The following is a 19,904-nucleotide window of genomic DNA, read 5'->3' as shown; positions in this document are numbered from 1 at the left end:
AGGGCCACAGCGCGAGTCACTCGGTATTTCCTCCGAACTCAGCGGCGGGTCTCTGGTGGTTCTGTCAGGCGCCCTGCAGCCGCAGGGCGAGCGCGAGGAAGACGATGTCGCGCGGCGAGCGGGGGTCGCGACCGGTCAGGAGCCGGATGCGCTCGAGGCGGTAGAGGACCGTGTTGTTGTGCACCGTCATCGCTCGCGCGGTGGCCGCCACGCCGAAGTTCGTGTCGACGTACGCCTGCAGCGTCGCCACCAGATCGGCCTTCCGCTCCGCGTCGTAGGCGCGCAGCGGATCGAGGGCCGTGGTCACGATGCGCTCGGCCACGTCACTCGTGCGGAGCACCCGGTCGAGCAGCACGTCGTCGAACAGCATGGCCCGGTCGTGCACGCCCAGCCGGATCGCCTGGTCGGCCGCCTCGCACGCCTCGGCGTACGCACTCGGCACGTCCCCGGCGCGCTGTCGCCAGCCGGCCACGCCGATGCACATCCCGAGCGCGTCGAGCTCGGCCGCCGCAGCGTGCGCCGCGTCGACGACGCGCCGCACGTCGTCGGCCCCCTTGACCGGGCACAGGCACACGACCTTCTTCTCGCGGACGCCGACGAGCACCGGCCCGACGCGCGAGAGGAAGTGCTGGCGGAGCGTCTTCGCCGCGGTGCGCAGGGTCCGGGGGCGGCCCTCGTCCCCGTCGGTCGGGGCGCGCGCGACGAGCACGACGGTCTGCTCACCGAGGTCGATGCCGACCAGGCGCGCGTCGCGGATGGCAGACGGTGACGTGGCCCGCCCTGCGAGGACGGCGTCCAGCAGGTTGCGGCTCACGATCTCGCGGTCCCCGCGCACGTCCTGCAGCTCGTCGAGGTAGGTCTGCGTGACGACCTGGATGACCTCGTGCGTGTAGCGGAAGATCACCTCACCCGCCCGCAGCGCCGCCCGCAGCTGGACCGGGTCCTCGTCGTCGATGTACGACGGGAGCAGCCCGTACGAGTAGCCGCTGAAGACCTGGAAGGCCTGCTGCATCGACGCGAGCGCGACGCCCTGGTGGGGGCGGCGCATGAGCATCGCCTCCATCCCGGCGATCTGCTCGACGCTGGGCTCGACGACGTCGGCCGCGAGGTTGTCGAGGACGTCGCCGAAACCGCGCAGCGTCACGGCGAGGACCTCGTCCTCGAGGAACTCCGAGGTCGCCGCGGCGTAGTCGACGATCTCCGTCTTGTAGAGCGCGACGGCGCTCCGGGCGATCTGCTCGTGGTCGGTCCGCATCCTGGCCGCCAGCTCAGCGACTCCCTGGGTGACGGTCGAGGCGGTCATGGAGGGAAACTACAGGGACGGCCCGCAGATTTCGGAGGAAATGCCGAGTGACGGGGCCCGAGTGTTCGCCTAGCGTCGGCCACCGCAGGTCAAGCAGGCCACTGCCGAGGAGAACGCCGTGCACGATGTCTGGGTCCAGGACGACTTCCCGCTGACGCTCCGCCACGTGATGGAGCGGATGCGGGGGATGTACGGCGACGCCGAGGTGGTGACGCAGCGCGAGGACGGCCGGACGCGCATCAGCGGCGCCGACCTCGGCGCACGCATCGACCGGCTCGCCGGCGCGCTGCGCACCCTCGGCGTGCAGCCCGGCGACCGCGTCGCGACGTTCGCGTTCAACACGCAGGAGCACCTTGAGCTCTACCACGCGGTCCCCTGCTCGGGCGCGGTGCTGCACATGGTCAACATCCGGCTGTTCGACGAGGACCTCGAGTACATCTTCGGCCACGCGGAGGACCGCGTGCTGTTCGTCGACGCGATCCTCGCCGACCGGATCGCGCCGCTCATGGACCGGCTCCCGACGCTGCGCAGCGTCGTCGTCATCGGCGGCGACGCCGCCGGCACGGGCATCCCCGGTGCGATCGGCTACGAGGAGCTGCTCGCCGCCCACGAGCCGCGCTTCGCCTACCCGGATCTGGACGACCGCTCGGCCGCCGGCCTCTGCTACACGAGCGGCACCACGGGCCGCCCCAAGGGCGTCGTCTACACGCACCGCTCGCAGACGCTGCACGCGCTCGCCGCGTGCGCCGCGGACACGCTCGGCGTCTCCTCGCGCGACCGCATCCTGCCGCTCGTGCCGATGTTCCACGCCAACGCCTGGGGACTGCCGTACGCGGCGGCGATGACCGGTGCGGAGCTGGTCCTCCCCGGTCCGCACACGCAGCCGGCCGCGCTGGCGGCGATGCTCGAGGAGGAACGCGTCACGATCGCCGCTGGCGTGCCCACGGTGTGGATGGACCTGCTCCGCCACCTCGACGCGCACGGCGGCGACCTGTCGCGACTGCGCACGATGCTCTGCGGGGGCGCAGCTGTCCCGCTGGCACTCATGCAGGCGTTCCAGGAGCGCCACGGCGTCCGCGTCTTCCAGAGCTGGGGGATGACGGAGACCGGGCCGCTCGCGTCGGTGGCGCGCCCGCCGCGCGACGACTCGGAGTGGAGCTACCGCGACACCGCCGGGCGGGTCGCGCCGCTCGTCGAGGTGCGGGTCGTCGCGGACGACGGCGCCGTCCTCCCGCACGACGGGGAGGCGACGGGCGAGGTCCAGATCCGGGGCCCGTGGATCGCGGCGGGCTACTACCGGGATCCCGCGCCGGGGTCGTTCGACGGCGGCTGGCTGCGCACCGGCGACATCGCGGCGGTGGACCCGCGCGGCTACGTCCGCATCAGCGATCGCGCGAAGGACGTCATCAAGTCCGGCGGGGAGTGGATCTCGTCCGTCGCGCTGGAGAACGAGCTCGTCGCGCACCCGGACGTCGTCGAGGCTGCGGTGATCGCCAAGCCCGACGAGCGCTGGACAGAGCGACCGCTGGCCTGCGTCGTCCTCGCGCCGGGCTCCACGTGCACGGCCGACGACCTGCAGGCGCACCTCGCGGGGCGCGTCGCGAAGTGGTGGCTGCCCGACGAGGTCGCCTTCATCGACGCGGTGCCGAAGACCGGGACGGGCAAGTACGACAAGAAGGTCCTACGCGCACGCCTGGCCGACGGCTCGCTCGGGCGGCGCGTCACCGTGGGCCCGGCGTGAGGCGGCCTGCGGCGCGGGCCTGCCTGGCCGTGCTCGCCGGCATCCTCGCCGGGGCCCTGGGCGGCGTGGCGCCGGCGGCCGCCGCGTCGGTGCCCGCGGTCTGCGGCGCCCACTGGGTCGCCGCGTGGGCCGGCGTGCCGACCGACGCCGCGAACAGCACCGGGCTGACCGACCTGATCGGGGCGGGCGGCGACCTCACGCTCGGCAACCTCAAAGCGCCCCTCGAGCACGCGACCGTGCGGGCGATGCTCACGCCCTCGATCGGCGGCAGCACCGTCCGCGTGCGCCTCTCCAACCGCTACGGCCTGGTCGCCGTGCCGTTCGCGCACACGACGATCGCACGGCAGGCCGCCGGCGCGGGCGTCGCCGCCGTGCCGGTCGAGGTCACGTTCGGCGGCCGCGCCTCGGTCACCGCAGCGCCAGGCGAGGACGTCGTCAGCGACCCCGTCGCCTTCAGCTACGCGGGCGGCGAGACCCTCGCGGTCAGCACCTTCGTCGCCGCCGCGATCGGGAAGCCGACCCACCACGCGTCCGCCCGCCAGACCTCCTACTTCACGCCGGCCGGCGCAGGGGACCACGCCGCCGATAGGGCCGGCGGTGCGTTCCTGCTGCACACGAGCTCCCGCCCGCTGGTCACGGGCCTGGACGTCCGCGTCGACCGCCCGTTCGGCGCGGTCGTCGCGCTCGGCGACTCCATCACCGACGGGTTCCGGGGCCTGCCCGGGCTCGGGTTCCCCGAGACGACGGTGGGCATCGACGCGAACGGCCGCTGGCCCGATGTCCTGGCGGGCCGGCTGCGCGCGGCCGGCACCCCGCTCGCGGTGGCCAACGTGGGGATCAGCGGCAACCGCGTCCTGCGCGACAGCGGCGGCGGCATCGCCGGGAAGTCGTTCGGGGAGGCCGCCCTCACGCGCCTGGACGCCGATGTCCTCCGGCAGGCCGGCGTGAGCACGGTCATCTGGCTCGAGGGCGTGAACGACATCGGCCAGAAGCCGGGCGCCCCGGCGAGCGACATCATCGCCGGCTATCGCCAGGGCATCGCGCGGATGCGCGCGGCCGGCCTGCGCGTGCTGATGGGGACGCTGACCCCGACCGCCGGTGCTCAGGCGAGCTACAGCGACGCGACGGCCCAGGCCGCGCGCGAGACCGTCAACACCTGGATCCGCACGGCCGGCGGCGCCGACGGCTACATCGACTTCGACGCCGCCGTCCGCGACCCCGCGGACCCGGCCCGCATCGCGCCCGCCTACGACGGCGGGGACCACCTGCACTTCAGCCTGGCCGGGTACGCGGCGCTGGGCAACGCCGTGCCGCTCGACCGGCTCGGCGCGCCGGACTGCCCGAAGCCGAGCCCGGCCCCGCGCCTGAACGTGTCGGCGGCGCGCACGCTCGTGGTTGGTCGGACCACGGCGCTGCGCGTGCGCGTCCGGAGCACCGGGCGGCCGGTGCGCGCGGCGGCCGTGCGGCTCGGCGCGGCACGCGGACGGACCGACGCGCGCGGGGTCGCCGTCCTGCGCATCCGGCCCCGGCGCGCGGGCACCCGGACGCTGGTCGTGACGAAGGCCGGCACGCGGCCGAGCCGGACGGTCATCCGGGTCGTGCGGCGGCGCGCGGCCTGAGCGCGAGCGTCCCACGCCGCCGGGAGCCCGCACGTGCTGAACGCTTCGTTCGCGGATTCGCAGATCCGTGTCAGGAAGTCGCTCATGACGGTCCGCCGCTCGGCCCTAGGCGCGACATGACGATGGCGTTGCGCGCTCACGCCGTGAGGACCGTCGCCCAGCGTGCGCTGCTGGCCGTGATCGTGCGTCACCCGAGGTCGAGCCAGTGGTCGAGCTCCAGCGCCAGCAGGACCGCGAGCGGCTGATCCTCCAGGGGCCGCGGCAGGAGCGCCTCGGCCCGCGCGACCCGGTTGAGCATGGTGTTGCGATGCGTGAACAGCCGGGCCGCCGCGCGAGTGGCGCTGCGGTGCTCGAGCAGATGCACCCGGAGCGCCTCGCGCAGCTCGGGCCGGCCGTCCAGCAGCCCACCGAGCGCCGTGCGTGCGAACTCCCCAGCGCGCGCGACGTCGGTGCCGGCGAGCGCGACGACCTGCACCTCGTCGTAGGTGATGAGCCGGGCAGCGGCCTGGACCGGATCGGGAGCCTGTGCACCGGCCACGACGCGCTGGACGTCGGCGGCCTGCTGGTGGCTGCGGCGGAAGCCGGCGACGCCACCGGCCGGCCGGCCGACCGCGACCGCGACGCCGGCCGGGGCCCCGCGGAGCACCGCGCGCATGGCGTCGAGATCCGGGCTCGCCGGGGCCGCCGCCCACGCCCACAGCCCCGCCCCGCCGGCCGGGACGGTGAACGGCGGGCGCATCCCGCCCGCGTGCGCGAGGCGCGCGGCGAGCGTCTCGAGCAGGCCTTGCTCCGGTGTCGGGGTGTCGGTCGTGAGCACGAGCGCGACGTGGTCCCCGCCAAGCTCGTACCCCAGCCGCTCGGCCGCGCGCTGCTGCGTGATCGGCGCGTCGCTCAGGATGAGCTGCACGGTCTCCAGCCGCCGCGCGAGGTTGCCGCTGACGAGCTGGTCGCGCTCGCTCCAGATGCGCTCGTCGAGGGTGCTCAGGATGTCGTCGACGAACCGGTTGAGCGTCGACGCCGTCGCGTCCAGGGCGTCCGGCAGCGCTGCCGTCCACCCGGTCCGGGTCGCGGCGAGCTCCGTCAGCGCGCGCATCCACATGCGCCACGCCGCGTTCTCGCCGCGGCGGTACGCGGTCCACATCACGTCGCGGTCCAGGCCACGCCGCACCACGTCCCGGGCGATGTCGAGCGCCTCCGGCGCCACCTCGCGGGGGACGGGCTCGCCGGGGCGGTGCGCGGTGCTGGTCAGCCACCGCAGGACGTTGGTGTGATTCGCCAGCTGGGTCTGCTGCGCGAGGTCGGCGTACGCGGCCAGGGCCGGGCTGCCCGCCAGCACTGCTTCGTCGACCGCAGCCAGCAGCGGCCCGGGATCGGCCAGGGCCAGCGTCGCCGCGGCGCGCACGAGATCGGCGGCCGGAGCTCCCAGCGGCTTCCGCGGACCGGTCACCCACTCACCATAGGCGGCGCGCACAGCCGTGGCAAGAACACAGGGCGTAGCGCACATGCCTCCGCTGACAGCGAGGCGCGACCATGGAACGAGTCCACCTCGGAGGAGAACCCCGCCATGTCGCCTGCCAGCCCCGCCGTGACCACCGACGTCGACGTCCTCATCGTGGGCGCCGGCATCTCCGGCATCGGTGCCGCCCATCACCTCAGCGCGAAGCGGCCCGGCACGACGTTCGCGATCCTCGACGGCCGCCACGAGATCGGCGGCACCTGGAGCCTCTTCCGCTACCCCGGCATCCGCTCGGACTCCGACATGCCGACCTTCGGGTTCGGCTTCCGCCCCTGGACGCACAAGAAGGCGATCGCCGAAGCTGACGTCATCCTGGAGTACCTCGATGGCGCCGTCGCCGACGCCGGCCTGGCACCCCACATCCGCTTCGGCCACCGCGTCCTCAGCGCCGACTTCTCGAGCGACACCGGCACCTGGACGGTGACGGCGGAGCGGCCCGGCGGCGAGGTGGTGGAGCTGACCTCGCGCTTCCTCTTCTCCGGCACCGGCTACTACGACTACGCCGGCGGCTACACGCCCGAGTTCCGGGGGATCGGGGACTTCGGCGGGACCGTCGTCCATCCCCAGCAATGGCCGGAGGACCTCGACTACGCAGGCAAGCGGGTGGTCATCATCGGCAGCGGCGCGACCGCGGTGACCCTCCTGCCGTCCATGGCCGGCACCGCGGGACACGTCACCATGCTGCAGCGCTCACCGAGTTACGTGCTGGCGATCCCGTCCGAGGACCCCACGGCCAAGGTCTTCAACCGCGTCCTCGGTCCCGAGCGGGGGCACCGGCTGACCCGGCGCAAGAACGTCGGCATCCAGCGCGGCATCTACAAGATCGCCAAGCGCTACCCGAAGGCCGTCCGCAGGCTGATCATGGCCGACGCCAAGCGCCGGCTGCCGAAGGGCTACGACGTCGCCACCCACTTCAACCCGAGGTACGACCCGTGGGACCAGCGCCTCTGCATGGTCCCCGACGGCGACTTCTTCAAGTCCATCCGCCGCGGTGACGCGTCGATCGTCACGAACACCATCGACCACTTCACCGAGCACGGCATCGTCCTGGGGTCCGGCGAGCTGCTCGAGGCGGACATCGTCGTCACGGCGACCGGGCTGAACATCCTCGCGCTCGGCGGCATCGAGCTGTCGGTCGACGCCGAGCCCGTCCGCCTCGGCGACACCACCGTGTTCAAGAGCATGATGCTCAGCGGGGTCCCGAACTTCGCGTTCGCGATCGGCTACACGAACGCATCGTGGACGCTGAAGGTCGACCTCGTCTGCGAGCACTTCTGCCGCCTGCTGGACCACATGGACCGGACCGGCCGCACGACCGTCGTCCCGGTCCTCGACGGCGAGCAGGCGAAGCTGCCGCTGCTGGACCTCAGCTCGGGCTACGTGCAGCGCCGGATCGACAGCTTCCCGAAGGCCGGCACCATCGGTCCCTGGACGGTCAAACAGGCCTACGAGGACGACGTTGCCCGGCTCCGCGACGGAGCGGTCCAGGACCCCGCGCTCCACTTCGGCGCCCCGGCGCCGGCCGAGGCGGCCGTGGTCTGATCTGTCGATGCGACGCGCAGCCGCTGAGCACCCGGATCGGGGCGTGCGAGACTGACCGTCGTGAAGGAGGCGCTCCCGGCGACGCTGGACCAGCTGCTGCAGGATCTCCGTGCGGAGGGCTTCGTCATCCTCCCCGCCGAGGCCACCTGTCAGGGTGGAGCCGATCGTCCTTGATGAGAAGATAGGTTCACGGTACACGTGGCGCTGGGGCGCTCGTACCCGGAGACGGGTGGAAAGAACGAGTCCGCGGTCCACTGGGACATGATCTGCGACCTGCGCAGGGGCCCCGGCGGGCGCCTAACCGCGGACGGGGTCGCGGTCCTGGAGGACGGCCGCTTCACGTAAGTCGCCGGCGGACTCGGGGAACCCCAACCGAACCGGTGATCTCGCCCAGTCCGGATCGGAGCATGCGACCTTCGCAGCATGCCGTCGCTTGCCCCGCGCTTGGCGGCTGGACTTCAGCAGCATCTGCCCGCGGGGGTCACGGTCTCTGCGCTAGCCGGAAGCGTCGTTGCGTTTCGCTTACAGGCTGCCCATCAGCCGGAGGAATCAGCCGGAGGAGGGCCGCGCTTCATCCGGCGTTCGTCAGTACGACCTTCTCGCCGCGGGTGCGCACCCGAGCGACCCCCCTTGCGAGCGCCGCCGCGTTGCGATGGTTGCTCGACGTGATCAGTGTGGATCTCAGCGAGTGGCTCGGCCGGCGCTGGCCACCATTTCCGGCGACCGCGAGCGACACGGGCGGCTGTGAAGCGTTCGTCACCGTTGAAGGTGGAATGGTCGTGGCCGGCTACGTGGACGGCACCGGTTGGTCGTTGCGCATCATCGACAACTGATCCGGGAGCCCCAGACCGGAACCCTCGGCCGAACGCCGCTACGGAAAATCCAGCGGCCACGGCCCAACACCGCTCGCGGGCATGCCGATGCCACCGAGACGGGCCGGATCGCGGCGGTCACCGTGTCCTTTCGACGAGCGATGGGTGCCGTGCGCATTCGGACAAAGTGTGTCTGGATTCGACCGACTGCCCGCAGGCGTCGCAACGTCTGCGCGATACTCCGGAACCCAACTGAACGTCACGCGATGGAGCCCAACTCATGAAGACCACGAGCTGCCTGCGCAGCACCATTCTCCTGGCCGGCCTGCTGCTCGCCGGCGCTGCCGCGCCTACCTGGGCTCTTGCCGTTCCGACGGTCTCCGTGATCGGCGACGACGGCCAGCCCCTGCCGATGACCGCCGGCCAGGCGGTCACGGTCCGCAACGTTCGGGCCGTGGTCCGGCTGTCCTACCCGCCTCCGGGCAGCAACGGCCGGTTCACGTTCGACCTCGTCGACGCGACCGGGAAGTCCGCCTCCCGAGGGACGTCCTTCACGGAGTCCTGCATCCTCCAGAGCGGGGTGGCGTTCGACCAGAACCTGCAGTACCACGGCAACCAGACCTACCAGGCGGTCGTCAAGGAGTACGCGCCTGAGGACACGAGCTGCGCGACCCCGACGACCACCACGACCTACGGGCTGACCGTAGCCGCTCGTGTGGGGATCGCCCCGCCCACCAGGCCCTTCGTGCTCAGCTACCCGTCCGTCAAGGGGTTCCCGCTGACCGTCACGAACAACCCGGGCGCGAACCTGAACGAGATCCACTACGCACTGAACGGCGTCGTCGGCCCGGACGGCGACCTCGTCGCACCGTTCCGGTTTCGCCTCGCGTCCCTAGAGGACGTCGGCGAGGCGACCACCACGACGCAGCTGGACACCACCAAGCCCGGTCGCTACACCGTCGTCGCCCGCGCCATCGACCCGTCGGGGTCCTTCAGCCTCCTCCAGCCCTACCGCGGTGACGCCGCGTCGCCGTGGACGCCTGCGATCACCGTCGTGGCGAAAGCGCCGTTCGGGCTGACGACCAGCCCCGTCGCGAACTTCTCCGACTTCACGGGCCCCGACTACACGCTCAGCGTCAAGGTCACGTTCCCGGGCACCCCCGGCACGGTCTCCATCGGGATCGCGCGCGGGAAGGCAGGCGGGACGTTCCGGTCGCTCGGGACGGCGAAGATCTCCTCGGCGGGGACCATCACAAAGCGCATCCGCGTGGTCGGCAACGGCAAGAAGCCGTACCGCTTGCGCGTGTCGTACAAGGGTTCGGCGTTCTACCTGCCGGGCACGCAGATCCTGCGCACGTCCTTCTGAGCATCGTCGGGCCGACCCGTTGACCACGAGCGGCCGAACGAACCCTCCCGGAACCCGCGAGACCCCGCCGAGACAGGGGCTCTCGCGCCCAACCGGGCACTGCTGAGGCGCTAATTGAGCAGCGCTGAGCGAGCGTCTAAACGTGGAGCCAATGGCCCCACCAGCCGGTCCGAAAGGCCGTCGCTGCCGGGTGCGCTCAGCAAGGACGGCACAGCGCTGCAAGCCGTCGGCCCGGTCGGCGCATAACGCCGCCCGGGCTCGTCACCTGCTCAGTGCGGAACCCCTACCGGACGCTTGGCTGGCGCCCGTGGCGCGTGCTACGCGACCAACGCGAATGACTCGCGGCGGCGAGCGAGGTGATCGTGGAAGGCAAGCTCGACTACGAGATCGACTGGGTAGTCCGCTCCCGTCTGCTCGATGGCCTCGGCCTGTTTGTCGGTCCAACCGTCGATGAGGAAGGCCTGGCGTGGCGGCCGGTCCGCTGGCATATCCGCGACAACACGCAACGCCTTTCGGAGAAACTTGGCCATCATTATTCTGGCGGTCCGCTGGGGGTGACCAGCGCGGGCAGCACGAACGCGGAGAGGCTCTCTTCGAGTGGGGGGACCTGGTTGCCGAGGGTGAGATAGCTGAGCTGGATGAACACAAGCCAGCGGGTGGCGGCCGCGATGTCGATGTGCGCGCGGAGTTCGCCCCGCGCCTCGGCGTGCTTGAGGATCGGCTCCCAATGGGCGCGCAGCGCCGCGGTGATCTCGGCGGACGCGGCGAGGCTTTCGGCGGTGATGCGGGCGGAGTCCTGCTGCGTGAGGGCTTGGACCTCGGTGGCGGCGTCCCGGACGCCCGCCAGCAGCGTGTTGAGGATCAGGGCGCCCGCGGGGCCTTCGACGGGATAGCGCTCGGCCAGCCGTGCGTGGTGGCGGTCGATCGCGCGGAGGATGACGGCATGGACGATGGCGTCCTTGCTGGCGAAGTGACGGTAGATGTGGGGGCGTGGCATGTCGGCCTCGCGCGCGATGTCCTCAACGCGAGTGCGCTGAATGCCCCATCGCTCAAAGCACCGCAGTGCGGCGTCCAGGATGACCTCGGGCAGGTTCGCGCGCCGTCGGCTGCCAGCGCGGCCGGGGGCCGACGTGGACCCGCCCTCGGTGAGGACCGCCGCGGCTTCGTGTCGTTTGGCCATCGCCGAAAAGATTACTGGTACGCGATACGCAATCTGTTACCTTCGCATCATGGATGAGCAAACGGCCGTTCACACGGAAGCTGGGGTGCCCGAACCGCTCGAGGACCTCAGCGCGTTCGTCGTCTCGGGCCGCCTCAAGAGCCACCTGCCGGACGACGTGCGGTTCGAGACGTCGGTGCGGACGCCGGCGCAGGGGATCCAGGATGGGGTCGACGCGGAGGCGATCGGCTTTCGGCGCGTGTTCTTGGCCGAGCGTCCTGAGCTCAAGGAGCCGGGGACGCTGCTCGGCGGCATCGCCGCGCGCACCTCGCGGCTGGGCGTGGCGTCGGGCATCATCGCGGCGGGCTCGCGCCATCCGATGCTGCTGGCGTCGCTCGGCGCGACGATGCAGGCCGCGTTCGGGCCGAGGTTCACGCTCGGTCTCGGTCGCGGTGCGCCGGCCTACGGGCACGGCGGGTCTCTCTCGATGGACGGCTTCGCTGACGTCTGCACGATCGTCAAGCGGTTGTGGGCCGGGGAGCAGTTCTCCTACGACGGGCCGGCCGGCGACTTCGGGCCGATGGGCCTGCGCGACTGCTACGAGGGTCCGCCGCCGGACATCCTTGCGGGGATCTTCGCGCTCCCGAAGGGCGCGGAGATGGTCGCGCGTACCCCCGCGATCGACGGCGTCCTGCTCCCGGCGGGGCTCACGCCGACCGGGGCCGCCAAGGCGATCGGCTACGTGCGCGACGCACTGGAGCGTGCTGACCGCGACCCCGGCTCGGTGCGGATCCTCGCCGAGGTGATCACCGCGCCCGAGCTCGCGGAGGAGGAGACCTTCCAGCTGGCGAACGCCCGCGTGGTGACGTACCTGCAGCCGCCGGCATGGGGACAGGCCTATCCGAAGCTCAACGGCTGGGACCCGGAGGTCCTGCAGCGCCTGCGGGAGCATCGGATGTTCGCGGCCGTGGGCGACGGCGTCGCCGACCTGAAGTACCACCGCGTCGACCTGCTCGAGCCGGCGAAGATGATCCCGCAGGAGTGGATCGAGGACTCGTGCGCGATCGGCAGCATCGAGACCTGCGTGCGCAAGCTCGCCGAGTTCCGCGCCGCCGGCGTCGACGAGATCACGACCTACGGCAGCACCCCCGGGCAGAACGCCCGCCTGGCCGCGGCGTGGCGCGTGCACACCGCATCGAAGGTCCTGGCATGAGCGGCGAGCACCACGACACGATCGCCGCGCTGCTCGCGCAGTCCCTCGGGGCGGACGTCACCGTCACGGGCACCGAGCGCGTCACCGGCGGGTACAGCCGCGTCATGCGCCGGATCACGGCCGAGGTGGACGGGGAGCCCCGGACGTTCGTCTGGCGGGCCGACCCGCCGGAGGGCGAGGCGATCGTCAGCACCGACCGGGCGCGCGAGTACGGCGTCCTCGCGGCGCTCGGAGGCGCCGGCGGCGCGCCGGCGGTCCACGCGTTCGATCCCGACGGCTCCCGGCTCGGCGCGGTCGGCATGATCATCGACTACGTCGACGGCACGCCGCTGCACGCCGTCCTGAGCGCGACCGACGAGCGTGAGTGGCCGGGGCACGTACGGTCGATCGCCGAGCTCGCCGCACGGATCCACGCCACCGACGTCGCCGACGTCACGGCGGTGCTCGGCGAGGTGCCGAGCTGGGCGGACCACATCGACAGCTGCGTCGCCCAGTGGCGCGCGCTGGCCGACGGGCAGGTCGAGCCGGCGCCGCTGATGCGGTACGTCGCGGAGTGGCTGGACGTCAACCGGCCGCCGGAGGTGCCGCTCTGCCTGCTGCACGGGGACCTCGAGACGCCGAACATCATCGTCGAGGGCGACTCCGTGTCCGCCATCGACTGGGAGTTCACCCGGATCGGCGACCCGCGCGAGGACCTCGGGTACTTCGCTGCGCTGTCGGCGATCAGCCCGCCCGATCCGATCGCCGGTGACCTCACCGCGCTCTGCGCCGCCTACCGTGAAGCGTCCGGGCTCAGCGAGGCGCAGCTCAACCCGCTGACGGTCTCGTACTTCTCGATCCTGCCGTTCGGGCCGATGGTCGCGCAGTTCGTCGGCCAGGTCACGGATCTCGTCGCAGGGACCAATCGCTCGCTCAAGACCGCCAATCTGGCCTATGTGGTGACCGCGATGGCCGAGGGCTGGGTCGGTGTGACCCGTCAACTCGACGCGGCGAAGGCCGCGGCAGGAGTGCCGACCACATGATCCGCCGTCCCTCGACACCGTTGCTGCTGTCGCTTTCCCGCGGATCGCTCGCCACGGTCCCCGACCTGCCTGCCGGCGAGCAGCGCGAGACGCTCGCGCTCGTCGACGGCATCCTGGGGATCTGCGAGCGCCGCGCCGAGCACGAGCAGGCCTGGATGCTCGAGGAGATCCACGGCATCGAGGAGCTCGTCACGCATCTCGTCATGTGCGGTGGTGACGCCGACGGCGCCCTGCGCTCCAGGTACGCGGGCCTGGTCCCGGCCGGCGACCTTGCGCCCGCCCAGATCCCGGAACGCTATGACGTGTGCTCGGCGATGCTCTCGGAGGCGATCCCGGTCGCGCTGGGCGCTGACGCCGACACGCGGAGCATGCTCGACGCGGTCCTCGACGTGCGCATTGCGCACGAGCGCGAGATCCGTGGCGACGTCAAGCTCGTCCGCGACTGATCGATGAGCCTCGCGACGCTTCCTCCGGTGCTAGAGGACCTGAGCACCTACCTGATCTGCGGACGGATGCTCAGCGAGCCGCCGGACGATCCGCGCGAGGGCCGCTCGGTGTCGCAGGGGCTCGACGACGCGGTGCTCGCCGAGAGCCTCGGCTTCCGTCGGGCGTTCCTGTCCGAGCGCTTCGACCTGAAGGAGGCCGGCGCGGTCCTCGGGGGCTGGGCGGCCCGCACCTCGCGGCTCGACATCGGGACGGGAGCGCTCGCGATCCCGTCCAGGGATCCGCGCCTGACCGCAGCGCTCGGCGCGACGCTGCACGCGGCCTACGGGCCGCGGTTCGTCCTCGGCCTCGGGCGGACCGTCCCGCAGTTCATGGGCCTGGACACCGTCAGCTACCCGGCACTGGAGGACTTCGTTGGGATCATTCGCCGCCTCTGGCGCGGAGAGGTTGTCGACTACGACGGCCCCGCGGGGCGCTACGACGCGATTCAGCTGCGCGACCGCTACACCGGACCCGCCCCGCAGATCTGGAGCTGCATGCTCGGCGGACCGGTCGCCTCGCGCGCCGCGGCCCGCTGCTGTGACGGGGTCATCCTCACCCCGTTCCTGCTGCCCGAAGCGGTCGCAAACGTCCGGGCCTGGATCGACGAGGAGTGCGAGCGGATCGGCCGCGACCCCGCTGAGGTGCGCATCTGCCACCCGATCGTCTCGGCGGTCGACCTCGACGACTACGAGACCCGGCTGCTCTGCCACGCGCGAGCGGTCACCTACTTCCAGATGCCGCAGTTCAGCAACGCGCTGCTGAAGTTCAACGGCTGGGACGGGGACGGCTTCCAGCAGCGACTGCAGAACCACGAGCAGCTTGCGGGTGTCGGGTCGGCCGACATGGCCTTCCATCGCCGCGACCTGCTCGGACCCGCGAGCGTCATCCCGGACGACTGGATGAAGGCGACCTGCGCCATCGGCACGGTCGGCGCCTGCGTCGCCACGCTTGCCGATTTCCGCAGCGCCGGCGCCGACGAGCTCGCCCTCTACGGCAGCCACCCCGCGCAGAACGCCGGGCTCGCCCACGCCTGGCGGGCGCGGACCACCGGAGCCGCGGCATGACCGTCACCCGCCGGGAGGTCGCGCTGGTCACCGGAGCGTCGTCGGGAATCGGCGTCGAGCTGGCCAGGCAGCTGGCCGCCGCCGGCCACGACCTCGCGCTGGCCGCCCGGCGCACGGCGCTGATGGAGCAGCTGGCCGACGAGCTCCGGCGCAACCACAGCGTCCGCGTCGACATCTTCCAAAGTGATCTCGGGAGAGCGGGCGCCGGCGCCGACCTGCATCGTCGGATCGCCGACGCCGGCCTGCAGGTCAGCTACCTCGTGAACAACGCCGGCGCAACCCTCGAAGGCCGCTACCTCGACTTCACAGCGGAAGAACAGATCAGCATCATCAACCTCCTCGCCGTCAACCCCGCCGAACTCATGCACCTGTGCCTGCCCGGCATGCTTGAGGCCGGCCGCGGCACCATGCTCACGATTTCATCGCTCGGTGCGTATTGGCCGTGCTTCCCTGGCATCACCGTTTACGCCGGAGCCAAGGCACTCGTCGTCAACCTCACGCGCACCCTGGACGCCGAGTACGGCGCCCACGGCGTGACGTTCAGCGCGACCGTCCCGTTCACCACCGACACCGCGTTCCTGGACACGCCCACCAATCGGCAGATCGTCGGGCGCATGCCCAACAGCATGATCCAGAGCCCGCAGCGAGTGGCCTCCATCGCCATTGATGGGGCCGCCCACGGGCGCCTGGTGCAGCACACCTCGCCACTTAACCGCGTGCTTGCCGGCCTGCTCACCGTGATGCCACCGAAGCTCGTCGGGCGAGCCATCCTCGCGTTCATGTCGATGGGGAGAGACGATCTCAACCAACACAAGAACATCCCTTCGTAGGACTTGTCAGACGCTGGCCGACCGCGAGCGGCGGACCAGCCCGCTCGTGGAACGGTCACCGCTTGGCGACGCGGCACGGCGCTGCCACACTGGATCACCTCATGCGGACCCGGGCAACACTTCATCTTGATGATGGCGAGGTCGTGCGCGTAGAGCTCGAGCGCGAGGATCTTGCGCGCGACGCGATCCTCGTGCATCGCGCGGCCGAGCCCGACCGCGCGACGACCGACGATCTCGTCGCGGTCTTACGCCGTCATCTTGAGACCGCGAAGGCTCATCCCGCAGGCACAACCGATCGGCTGCTCGCAGAGGATCGCGAACGTCCCTACTGATGGCCGGGCTCTACGTCGACACGTCCGCCGTCGGCCGCGTGTTGCTCGACGAACCCGACGCCGGCGCGATCCTCGACGTCATCGGGCTCTACGAGGTCCGTTGGTCGAGCGCCCTGCTCGTCGTCGAGCTGCGGCGCCTGGGCGTCAAAGCGGGGCTCGCTGACGCGGCCGAGGAGGTGCTTGGCACGGTCCGCCTGCTGGACCTGGACATGGCGGCCGTCGAGCGCGCGTCGCGGATCGAGCCCGTAAAGGTCCGTTCGCTCGACGCGATCCACCTCGACGCCGCGGTCGTCCTTGCTCGCCGCGGTGATGTCGACGCCGTCCTCACCTACGACCGGCAGCTTCAGGCGGGCTGCGTGCACCACGGGCTCGCCGTCGAGGCCCCCTCAATCGCGTAGGCCATGGGAGCCTCGACGAGGATCGCGCAACTTGACTGAGCGCGCTTCCTCGTATGCGCCGTAGCGATGAGGCTCATCGCAGTGGATAGGAAACAGGCAGACGGGAGGCAAACTTGACGCGCAATGCCACCGGCGACCGCCGGGCCGTAGCCGTCGCCCAAGGCGACAGTTAGGGCGCGTCGCCGTGCACAACTCGCATCCGATTGTCGCGAGTGGCGAAGTGCCAAGAACGTTCCATGGGGAACACCTCGGACCTAGCGGCACCCCTAGCGCCAAGCCACCCAGTGCGCACGGATTGGGCGCGACGCCGCGTTCCTGATATGAGCTCATGTCAGCCGTCACCGCCGTCGGAGGACGTCATCCGAGCAATCCTCGCTCAACTGCAGGATGACCCACGTGCGTGCTCGCAGCTCGCCGCGCTGCTCCGCACGGCCGCGCCGGCCCGCACGTGTCACACGACCGCGAGCCTTGCTGCGGAGCTCGGCACGAGCGAGCGGACCATCCGCCGCGCGATCGCGAGCGGCGAACTGGTCGCGTCACGGCGGGCTGGGCGCTGGGTCATGACCGTCGACGACGTGCGCGACTGGATCGATCGCGGCCGGCGCTCGGGCGGGACGCGACGGCAACGCGGCCCGACACCGGCGCCGCGTCGCGGGACGATGACGCGCGCGCTGATGGACCGATCGTGACGAAAGACCCCCTGCCTCTTGTGTTCCATAGCGGCCGGGCCTAGCGTCCATCGGCGCCATGAGCGTCCACGTCGAGATCACGCCCACTGGGACCAAGCGCTACCGGGGGCGCTGGCGCGAGGGCGATCGGCAGCGGTCGACGTCGTTCACGCGCAAGCGCGACGCGGAGGCGTACGACGCCGAGGTCGACCGGCGCAAGCGACTTGGCCCCGTTTCGCTCGCGCTACTGGACGCCGGCGAAGAGAGCCTCGACGAGTACGTGTCGTCCACCTGGGCACCGGCCCACGCAGCGCACCTCGCGCCCGCAACCCGGCGGCTGTACGCGGACGCCTACGACGCGCACATCGGTCCGTTCCTCGGCACAATCCCGCTGCGGGAGCTCACGCGGACCGCATCGCGACCTGGCAGACCCAGCGGCTGGCAGCGGGCGCCGGTCGTGAGGCGGTTCGAAAGTCGCACACGCTGCTCGGCAACATCCTCCAGCGCGCGGTCGAGTCCCAGCGGATCGCGATGAACCCGCAGCGGCTCGTGCGAAAGCCCAAGCCCGCCCCCAAGCAGGAGGTCAGGCCACTCGCGCCCGAGACCGTCGAGGCGATGCGCGGGTTCCTGCTGAACGGTGTCCCGAGGACCGAGCCGGCGAAAGCGTCACGCGCGTAAGGGCGCCACCGCCAGTATCAGCGAGTCGCCCCTGCGGGATGCGACGCTGGTGTCGGCTCTCGCCTACGCCGGCCTCAGACCGGGCGAGGCGCTCGCGCTCACGTGGGCGAACCTCGCCACGAAGACGATGGTCGTCAACGCGGCGAAGGCGAGCCAGCGCCGAACGGTGCGCTTGCTCAAGCCGCTCGCGTCCGACCTGAGCCAGTGGAAGCTCGCGAGCGACGAGACGGAGCCCGGCGACCTGATCTTCCCGTCGGAGCACGGAGAGGTCTGGACTCAGGAGGCCTACAAGTCCTGGTCGCGGCGGGCCTTCTCACGGGCTGCCGCTGCGGCCGGGCGGCCCGACGCCACGCCGTACACCGCCCGCCACAGCTTCGCGAGCCTGCTCCTCCACGAGGGCCGCAGCGTCATCTACGTCGCCCGGCAACTTGGACACGGGGCCGCCCTCACGCTCGGCACCTACGGCCACGTCATCGACGAGTTCGAGGACGCGCCGCGGCTCCCGGCGGAAGACGCCATCCGTGCAGCCCGTGGGAGCGATGTTCCATCTGAGTTCCGTGCTGGGCGCATTTGAACTCCAGTCGCTGTCTGGACTCCAAGTCTATATGCCCAATTTGCAGGACTTTTCTGCGATGGGCGGTCCCGGGCTCGAACCGGGGACCCCCTGCTTGTAAGGCAGGTGCTCTGACCAACTGAGCTAACCGCCCGCGTGCGCGAAGACTACGCGCTGGCGTGGGGGCTTGGCGCGCGCTCACCGCGGGACATCGAGGCCCGCCACGCAGGAGCGGTCCTTGCCGCGCTGCTTGGCGACGTAGAGCGCCTGGTCGGCGATCGCGTAGAGGCCGTCGGGGTCCCCGGCGCAGTCGGGCGCCGCCGCCACCCCGACGCTCGCGGTGACGCGCAGCTCGCCGCCGTCGCGCAGCGGGACGCGGGTCCCGCCGACCGCGGCGCGCACGGTCTCGGCAACGACTGCGGCGCCGCGAAGGTCGGTGTGCGGCAGCACCACGGCGAACTCCTCTCCGCCCCAGCGAACGACGGTGTCGGTCGAGCGGACCGCATCCCGCAGCGACACGGCGACCTCCACGAGGACCTGGTCGCCCACCGGATGCCCGTGGGTGTCGTTGACCGCCTTGAAATCGTCGAGGTCGATCACGATCAGGCCGACCGGGACGCCCGTCCGACGCGTGAGGGCGAGCTCACGGGCGAGCGTCTCGTGAAAGGCCCGCTTGTTGCCGAGCCCGGTCAGCTCATCGACGTGCGCCTGCTGGCGGAGGCGCTCATGGACGGCGACGGTGGCGACACTCGTCACCGCCTGGCCGGCCAGCCACGCCAGCAGCGACTCCTCTTCGCCGGTGAACGAACCGCTTGCCCGGGCGACCGCAAGGACGTCGCCGGCATCACCGACGGGATGCGCGATGGCCACGGCGCCGCCGGCGCCGGGGAGGATGACCGGCATCCGGCGCCGCACCGCGCGCGCCGCCGCGCCGTGGAGCAGCGTGTCGAGGCCCGCGTCCTCGGCCCCGCTCGCCGCCGCCTTGCCGGCGACGAGCACGAGGGAGCGGTCGGCGTCGAGCGCGTCGGCCGCTGTCTCGGCGAGCTTGGCCGCCAGGGCACCCAGGTCCAGCGAGCCGAACGCCCGGCCCACCTGCCGCACGGACGCGGCAAGCCGGTCGCGGTCGCGGCCCAGGCGGTGACGGTCACGCTCCAGCGTGACGATGCGGCGCGCGGCGTCGCGGGCTCGCGCGTCGTGGTCACGAGCGAGGACCACGAGGGCGATGAGCAGCGGGACGACGCCCATGAGCGCCCAGCCGCCGGCGCCTTGCGCCAGCGCCGCGGCGCCCGGGACCAACGCGGCCGCGACCAGCACGACGAGCGACAGGACGCGCACCGGGCGCGCGAGCACGCCGGCTGGGGCGGGGTGGGCCACCTGTTGCCTATCGACGCGCGCGCGCCGCGTTCACCCGAACGCGGACAGATGTCCGAGCCCCGTTAAAGGCCTGTCGCCCGGTTCGGTCTCCTTGCGGAGGGCCTTGCCGGGCGACAGGTGGGCGGGAGGGTGGACGACATGCGCAGTCGTCCTATGTACACAGCGGTGGGATGGGTCCGCAGTGCTTGAAGTGAATGATGCGGCCGGAACCTGAAGACCGACTGAGGC

General features: G+C 71.6%; 21 protein-coding genes, 1 tRNA gene and 1 pseudogene. 17 read left to right on the top strand and 6 right to left on the bottom strand.

The window, feature by feature from the left end; translation table 11 throughout:
• Positions 1–64: 64 nt before the first annotated feature.
• The gene (locus DSM112329_RS01550; RefSeq protein ID WP_354700043.1) at positions 65–1,303 is read right to left on the bottom strand and encodes a helix-turn-helix domain-containing protein; all 1,239 of its coding nucleotides are present in this window, start codon (positions 1,301–1,303) and stop codon (positions 65–67) included.
• A 118-nt stretch (positions 1,304–1,421) separates the two neighbouring features.
• Between DSM112329_RS01550 and DSM112329_RS01545 the strand changes: the two genes are divergently transcribed.
• Positions 1,422–3,044 carry a long-chain fatty acid--CoA ligase gene (locus DSM112329_RS01545; RefSeq protein ID WP_354700042.1) on the top strand — a complete coding sequence of 541 codons (1,623 nt, stop codon included), beginning with the start codon at positions 1,422–1,424 and terminating at the stop codon, positions 3,042–3,044.
• Complete coding sequence (locus DSM112329_RS01540) at positions 3,041–4,663, top strand: GDSL-type esterase/lipase family protein (protein ID WP_354700041.1); 1,623 nt, start codon at positions 3,041–3,043, stop codon at positions 4,661–4,663. Before DSM112329_RS01545 ends, DSM112329_RS01540 begins: the two co-directional genes overlap by 4 nt.
• Before the next feature lie 187 nt (positions 4,664–4,850).
• Here DSM112329_RS01540 and DSM112329_RS01535 read toward each other — a convergent pair whose 3' ends face one another.
• Complete coding sequence (locus DSM112329_RS01535) at positions 4,851–6,110, bottom strand: helix-turn-helix domain-containing protein (protein WP_354700040.1); 1,260 nt, start codon at positions 6,108–6,110, stop codon at positions 4,851–4,853.
• Between the two features lie 117 nt (positions 6,111–6,227).
• On the opposite strand from DSM112329_RS01535, the gene DSM112329_RS01530 reads away from it, so the two are divergent.
• The 4 genes and pseudogenes from DSM112329_RS01530 to DSM112329_RS01515 all read left to right on the top strand — a co-directional run bounded on the left by DSM112329_RS01530 (position 6,228) and on the right by DSM112329_RS01515 (position 9,899).
• Entirely contained in the window at positions 6,228–7,721 is a 1,494-nt protein-coding gene (locus tag DSM112329_RS01530; RefSeq protein ID WP_354700039.1) for an NAD(P)/FAD-dependent oxidoreductase, read from the top strand.
• Positions 7,722–7,884: 163 nt separating this feature from the next.
• Positions 7,885–8,066, top strand: a pseudogene (locus DSM112329_RS01525) (aminopeptidase); the annotation flags it as partial.
• A 311-nt stretch (positions 8,067–8,377) separates the two neighbouring features.
• Complete coding sequence (locus tag DSM112329_RS01520; protein WP_354700038.1) at positions 8,378–8,554, top strand: hypothetical protein; 177 nt, start codon at positions 8,378–8,380, stop codon at positions 8,552–8,554.
• A gap of 259 nt (positions 8,555–8,813) precedes the next feature.
• A complete protein-coding gene (locus tag DSM112329_RS01515; RefSeq protein WP_354700037.1) occupies positions 8,814–9,899 on the top strand; it encodes a hypothetical protein in 1,086 nt (361 codons plus the stop codon).
• A gap of 317 nt (positions 9,900–10,216) precedes the next feature.
• Here DSM112329_RS01515 and DSM112329_RS01510 read toward each other — a convergent pair whose 3' ends face one another.
• Together DSM112329_RS01510 and DSM112329_RS01505 are read right to left on the bottom strand one after the other, a co-directional pair.
• Complete coding sequence (locus tag DSM112329_RS01510) at positions 10,217–10,429, bottom strand: hypothetical protein (RefSeq protein ID WP_354700036.1); 213 nt, start codon at positions 10,427–10,429, stop codon at positions 10,217–10,219.
• Between the two features lie 2 nt (positions 10,430–10,431).
• Positions 10,432–11,079 (bottom strand): helix-turn-helix domain-containing protein, encoded by a 648-nt coding sequence (locus tag DSM112329_RS01505; protein WP_354700035.1) that lies wholly within the window; start codon positions 11,077–11,079, stop codon positions 10,432–10,434.
• Positions 11,080–11,128: 49 nt separating this feature from the next.
• Here DSM112329_RS01505 and DSM112329_RS01500 point away from each other — a divergent pair, with 49 nt between their 5' ends.
• The 11 genes from DSM112329_RS01500 to DSM112329_RS01450 all read left to right on the top strand — a co-directional run bounded on the left by DSM112329_RS01500 (position 11,129) and on the right by DSM112329_RS01450 (position 18,323).
• Entirely contained in the window at positions 11,129–12,271 is a 1,143-nt protein-coding gene (locus DSM112329_RS01500) for a TIGR03857 family LLM class F420-dependent oxidoreductase (protein ID WP_354700034.1), read from the top strand.
• Complete coding sequence (locus DSM112329_RS01495; protein ID WP_354700033.1) at positions 12,268–13,293, top strand: phosphotransferase family protein; 1,026 nt, start codon at positions 12,268–12,270, stop codon at positions 13,291–13,293. The genes DSM112329_RS01500 and DSM112329_RS01495 overlap by 4 nt, the downstream gene beginning before the upstream one ends.
• Positions 13,290–13,739: a hypothetical protein gene (locus tag DSM112329_RS01490; RefSeq protein ID WP_354700032.1), complete on the top strand. Its 450-nt coding sequence runs from the start codon at positions 13,290–13,292 to the stop codon at positions 13,737–13,739. Before DSM112329_RS01495 ends, DSM112329_RS01490 begins: the two co-directional genes overlap by 4 nt.
• A gap of 27 nt (positions 13,740–13,766) precedes the next feature.
• Positions 13,767–14,843 carry a TIGR03857 family LLM class F420-dependent oxidoreductase gene (locus DSM112329_RS01485; protein WP_354700031.1) on the top strand — a complete coding sequence of 359 codons (1,077 nt, stop codon included), beginning with the start codon at positions 13,767–13,769 and terminating at the stop codon, positions 14,841–14,843.
• A complete protein-coding gene (locus DSM112329_RS01480) occupies positions 14,840–15,673 on the top strand; it encodes an SDR family NAD(P)-dependent oxidoreductase (protein WP_354700030.1) in 834 nt (277 codons plus the stop codon). The genes DSM112329_RS01485 and DSM112329_RS01480 overlap by 4 nt, the downstream gene beginning before the upstream one ends.
• A 62-nt stretch (positions 15,674–15,735) precedes the next feature.
• Entirely contained in the window at positions 15,736–16,005 is a 270-nt protein-coding gene (locus DSM112329_RS01475; protein WP_354700029.1) for a hypothetical protein, read from the top strand.
• Positions 16,005–16,403, top strand: a complete 399-nt coding sequence (locus tag DSM112329_RS01470; RefSeq protein ID WP_354700028.1) for a PIN domain-containing protein — start codon at positions 16,005–16,007, stop codon at positions 16,401–16,403. The genes DSM112329_RS01475 and DSM112329_RS01470 overlap by 1 nt, the downstream gene beginning before the upstream one ends.
• Positions 16,404–16,723: 320 nt before the next feature.
• Entirely contained in the window at positions 16,724–17,092 is a 369-nt protein-coding gene (locus tag DSM112329_RS01465) for a helix-turn-helix domain-containing protein (RefSeq protein WP_354700027.1), read from the top strand.
• Positions 17,093–17,150: 58 nt separating this feature from the next.
• The gene (locus tag DSM112329_RS01460) at positions 17,151–17,606 is read left to right on the top strand and encodes a hypothetical protein (RefSeq protein ID WP_354700026.1); all 456 of its coding nucleotides are present in this window, start codon (positions 17,151–17,153) and stop codon (positions 17,604–17,606) included.
• Positions 17,603–17,749 carry a hypothetical protein gene (locus DSM112329_RS01455; RefSeq protein WP_354702544.1) on the top strand — a complete coding sequence of 49 codons (147 nt, stop codon included), beginning with the start codon at positions 17,603–17,605 and terminating at the stop codon, positions 17,747–17,749. The genes DSM112329_RS01460 and DSM112329_RS01455 overlap by 4 nt, the downstream gene beginning before the upstream one ends.
• On the top strand, positions 17,709–18,323 hold the full coding sequence (locus DSM112329_RS01450) for a site-specific integrase (RefSeq protein ID WP_354700025.1): 615 nt from the start codon (positions 17,709–17,711) through the stop codon (positions 18,321–18,323). The genes DSM112329_RS01455 and DSM112329_RS01450 overlap by 41 nt, the downstream gene beginning before the upstream one ends.
• Before the next feature lie 59 nt (positions 18,324–18,382).
• Here the strand turns inward: DSM112329_RS01450 and DSM112329_RS01445 are convergent.
• Positions 18,383–18,456, bottom strand: a tRNA-Val gene (locus DSM112329_RS01445).
• Between the two features lie 44 nt (positions 18,457–18,500).
• The gene (locus DSM112329_RS01440; RefSeq protein ID WP_354700024.1) at positions 18,501–19,676 is read right to left on the bottom strand and encodes a GGDEF domain-containing protein; all 1,176 of its coding nucleotides are present in this window, start codon (positions 19,674–19,676) and stop codon (positions 18,501–18,503) included.
• Positions 19,677–19,904: the final 228 nt, after the last annotated feature.

The organism is Paraconexibacter sp. AEG42_29 (assembly GCF_040581415.1).
Classification (GTDB): Bacteria; Actinomycetota; Thermoleophilia; order Solirubrobacterales; family Solirubrobacteraceae; genus Paraconexibacter.
This window is presented reverse-complemented; position numbering and strand designations above follow the sequence as displayed.

Coding starts and splice junctions, on each gene's coding strand:
- DSM112329_RS01550 (WP_354700043.1), bottom strand. CDS start 1,303: ATGACCGCCTCGACCGTCACCCAGGGAGTCGCTGAGCTGGCGGCCAGG.
- DSM112329_RS01530 (WP_354700039.1), top strand. CDS start 6,228: ATGTCGCCTGCCAGCCCCGCCGTGACCACCGACGTCGACGTCCTCATC.
- DSM112329_RS01515 (WP_354700037.1), top strand. CDS start 8,814: ATGAAGACCACGAGCTGCCTGCGCAGCACCATTCTCCTGGCCGGCCTG.
- DSM112329_RS01510 (WP_354700036.1), bottom strand. CDS start 10,429: ATGGCCAAGTTTCTCCGAAAGGCGTTGCGTGTTGTCGCGGATATGCCA.
- DSM112329_RS01505 (WP_354700035.1), bottom strand. CDS start 11,079: ATGGCCAAACGACACGAAGCCGCGGCGGTCCTCACCGAGGGCGGGTCC.
- DSM112329_RS01500 (WP_354700034.1), top strand. CDS start 11,129: ATGGATGAGCAAACGGCCGTTCACACGGAAGCTGGGGTGCCCGAACCG.
- DSM112329_RS01495 (WP_354700033.1), top strand. CDS start 12,268: ATGAGCGGCGAGCACCACGACACGATCGCCGCGCTGCTCGCGCAGTCC.
- DSM112329_RS01490 (WP_354700032.1), top strand. CDS start 13,290: ATGATCCGCCGTCCCTCGACACCGTTGCTGCTGTCGCTTTCCCGCGGA.
- DSM112329_RS01480 (WP_354700030.1), top strand. CDS start 14,840: ATGACCGTCACCCGCCGGGAGGTCGCGCTGGTCACCGGAGCGTCGTCG.
- DSM112329_RS01470 (WP_354700028.1), top strand. CDS start 16,005: ATGGCCGGGCTCTACGTCGACACGTCCGCCGTCGGCCGCGTGTTGCTC.
- DSM112329_RS01465 (WP_354700027.1), top strand. CDS start 16,724: ATGAGCTCATGTCAGCCGTCACCGCCGTCGGAGGACGTCATCCGAGCA.
- DSM112329_RS01460 (WP_354700026.1), top strand. CDS start 17,151: ATGAGCGTCCACGTCGAGATCACGCCCACTGGGACCAAGCGCTACCGG.
- DSM112329_RS01455 (WP_354702544.1), top strand. CDS start 17,603: ATGAACCCGCAGCGGCTCGTGCGAAAGCCCAAGCCCGCCCCCAAGCAG.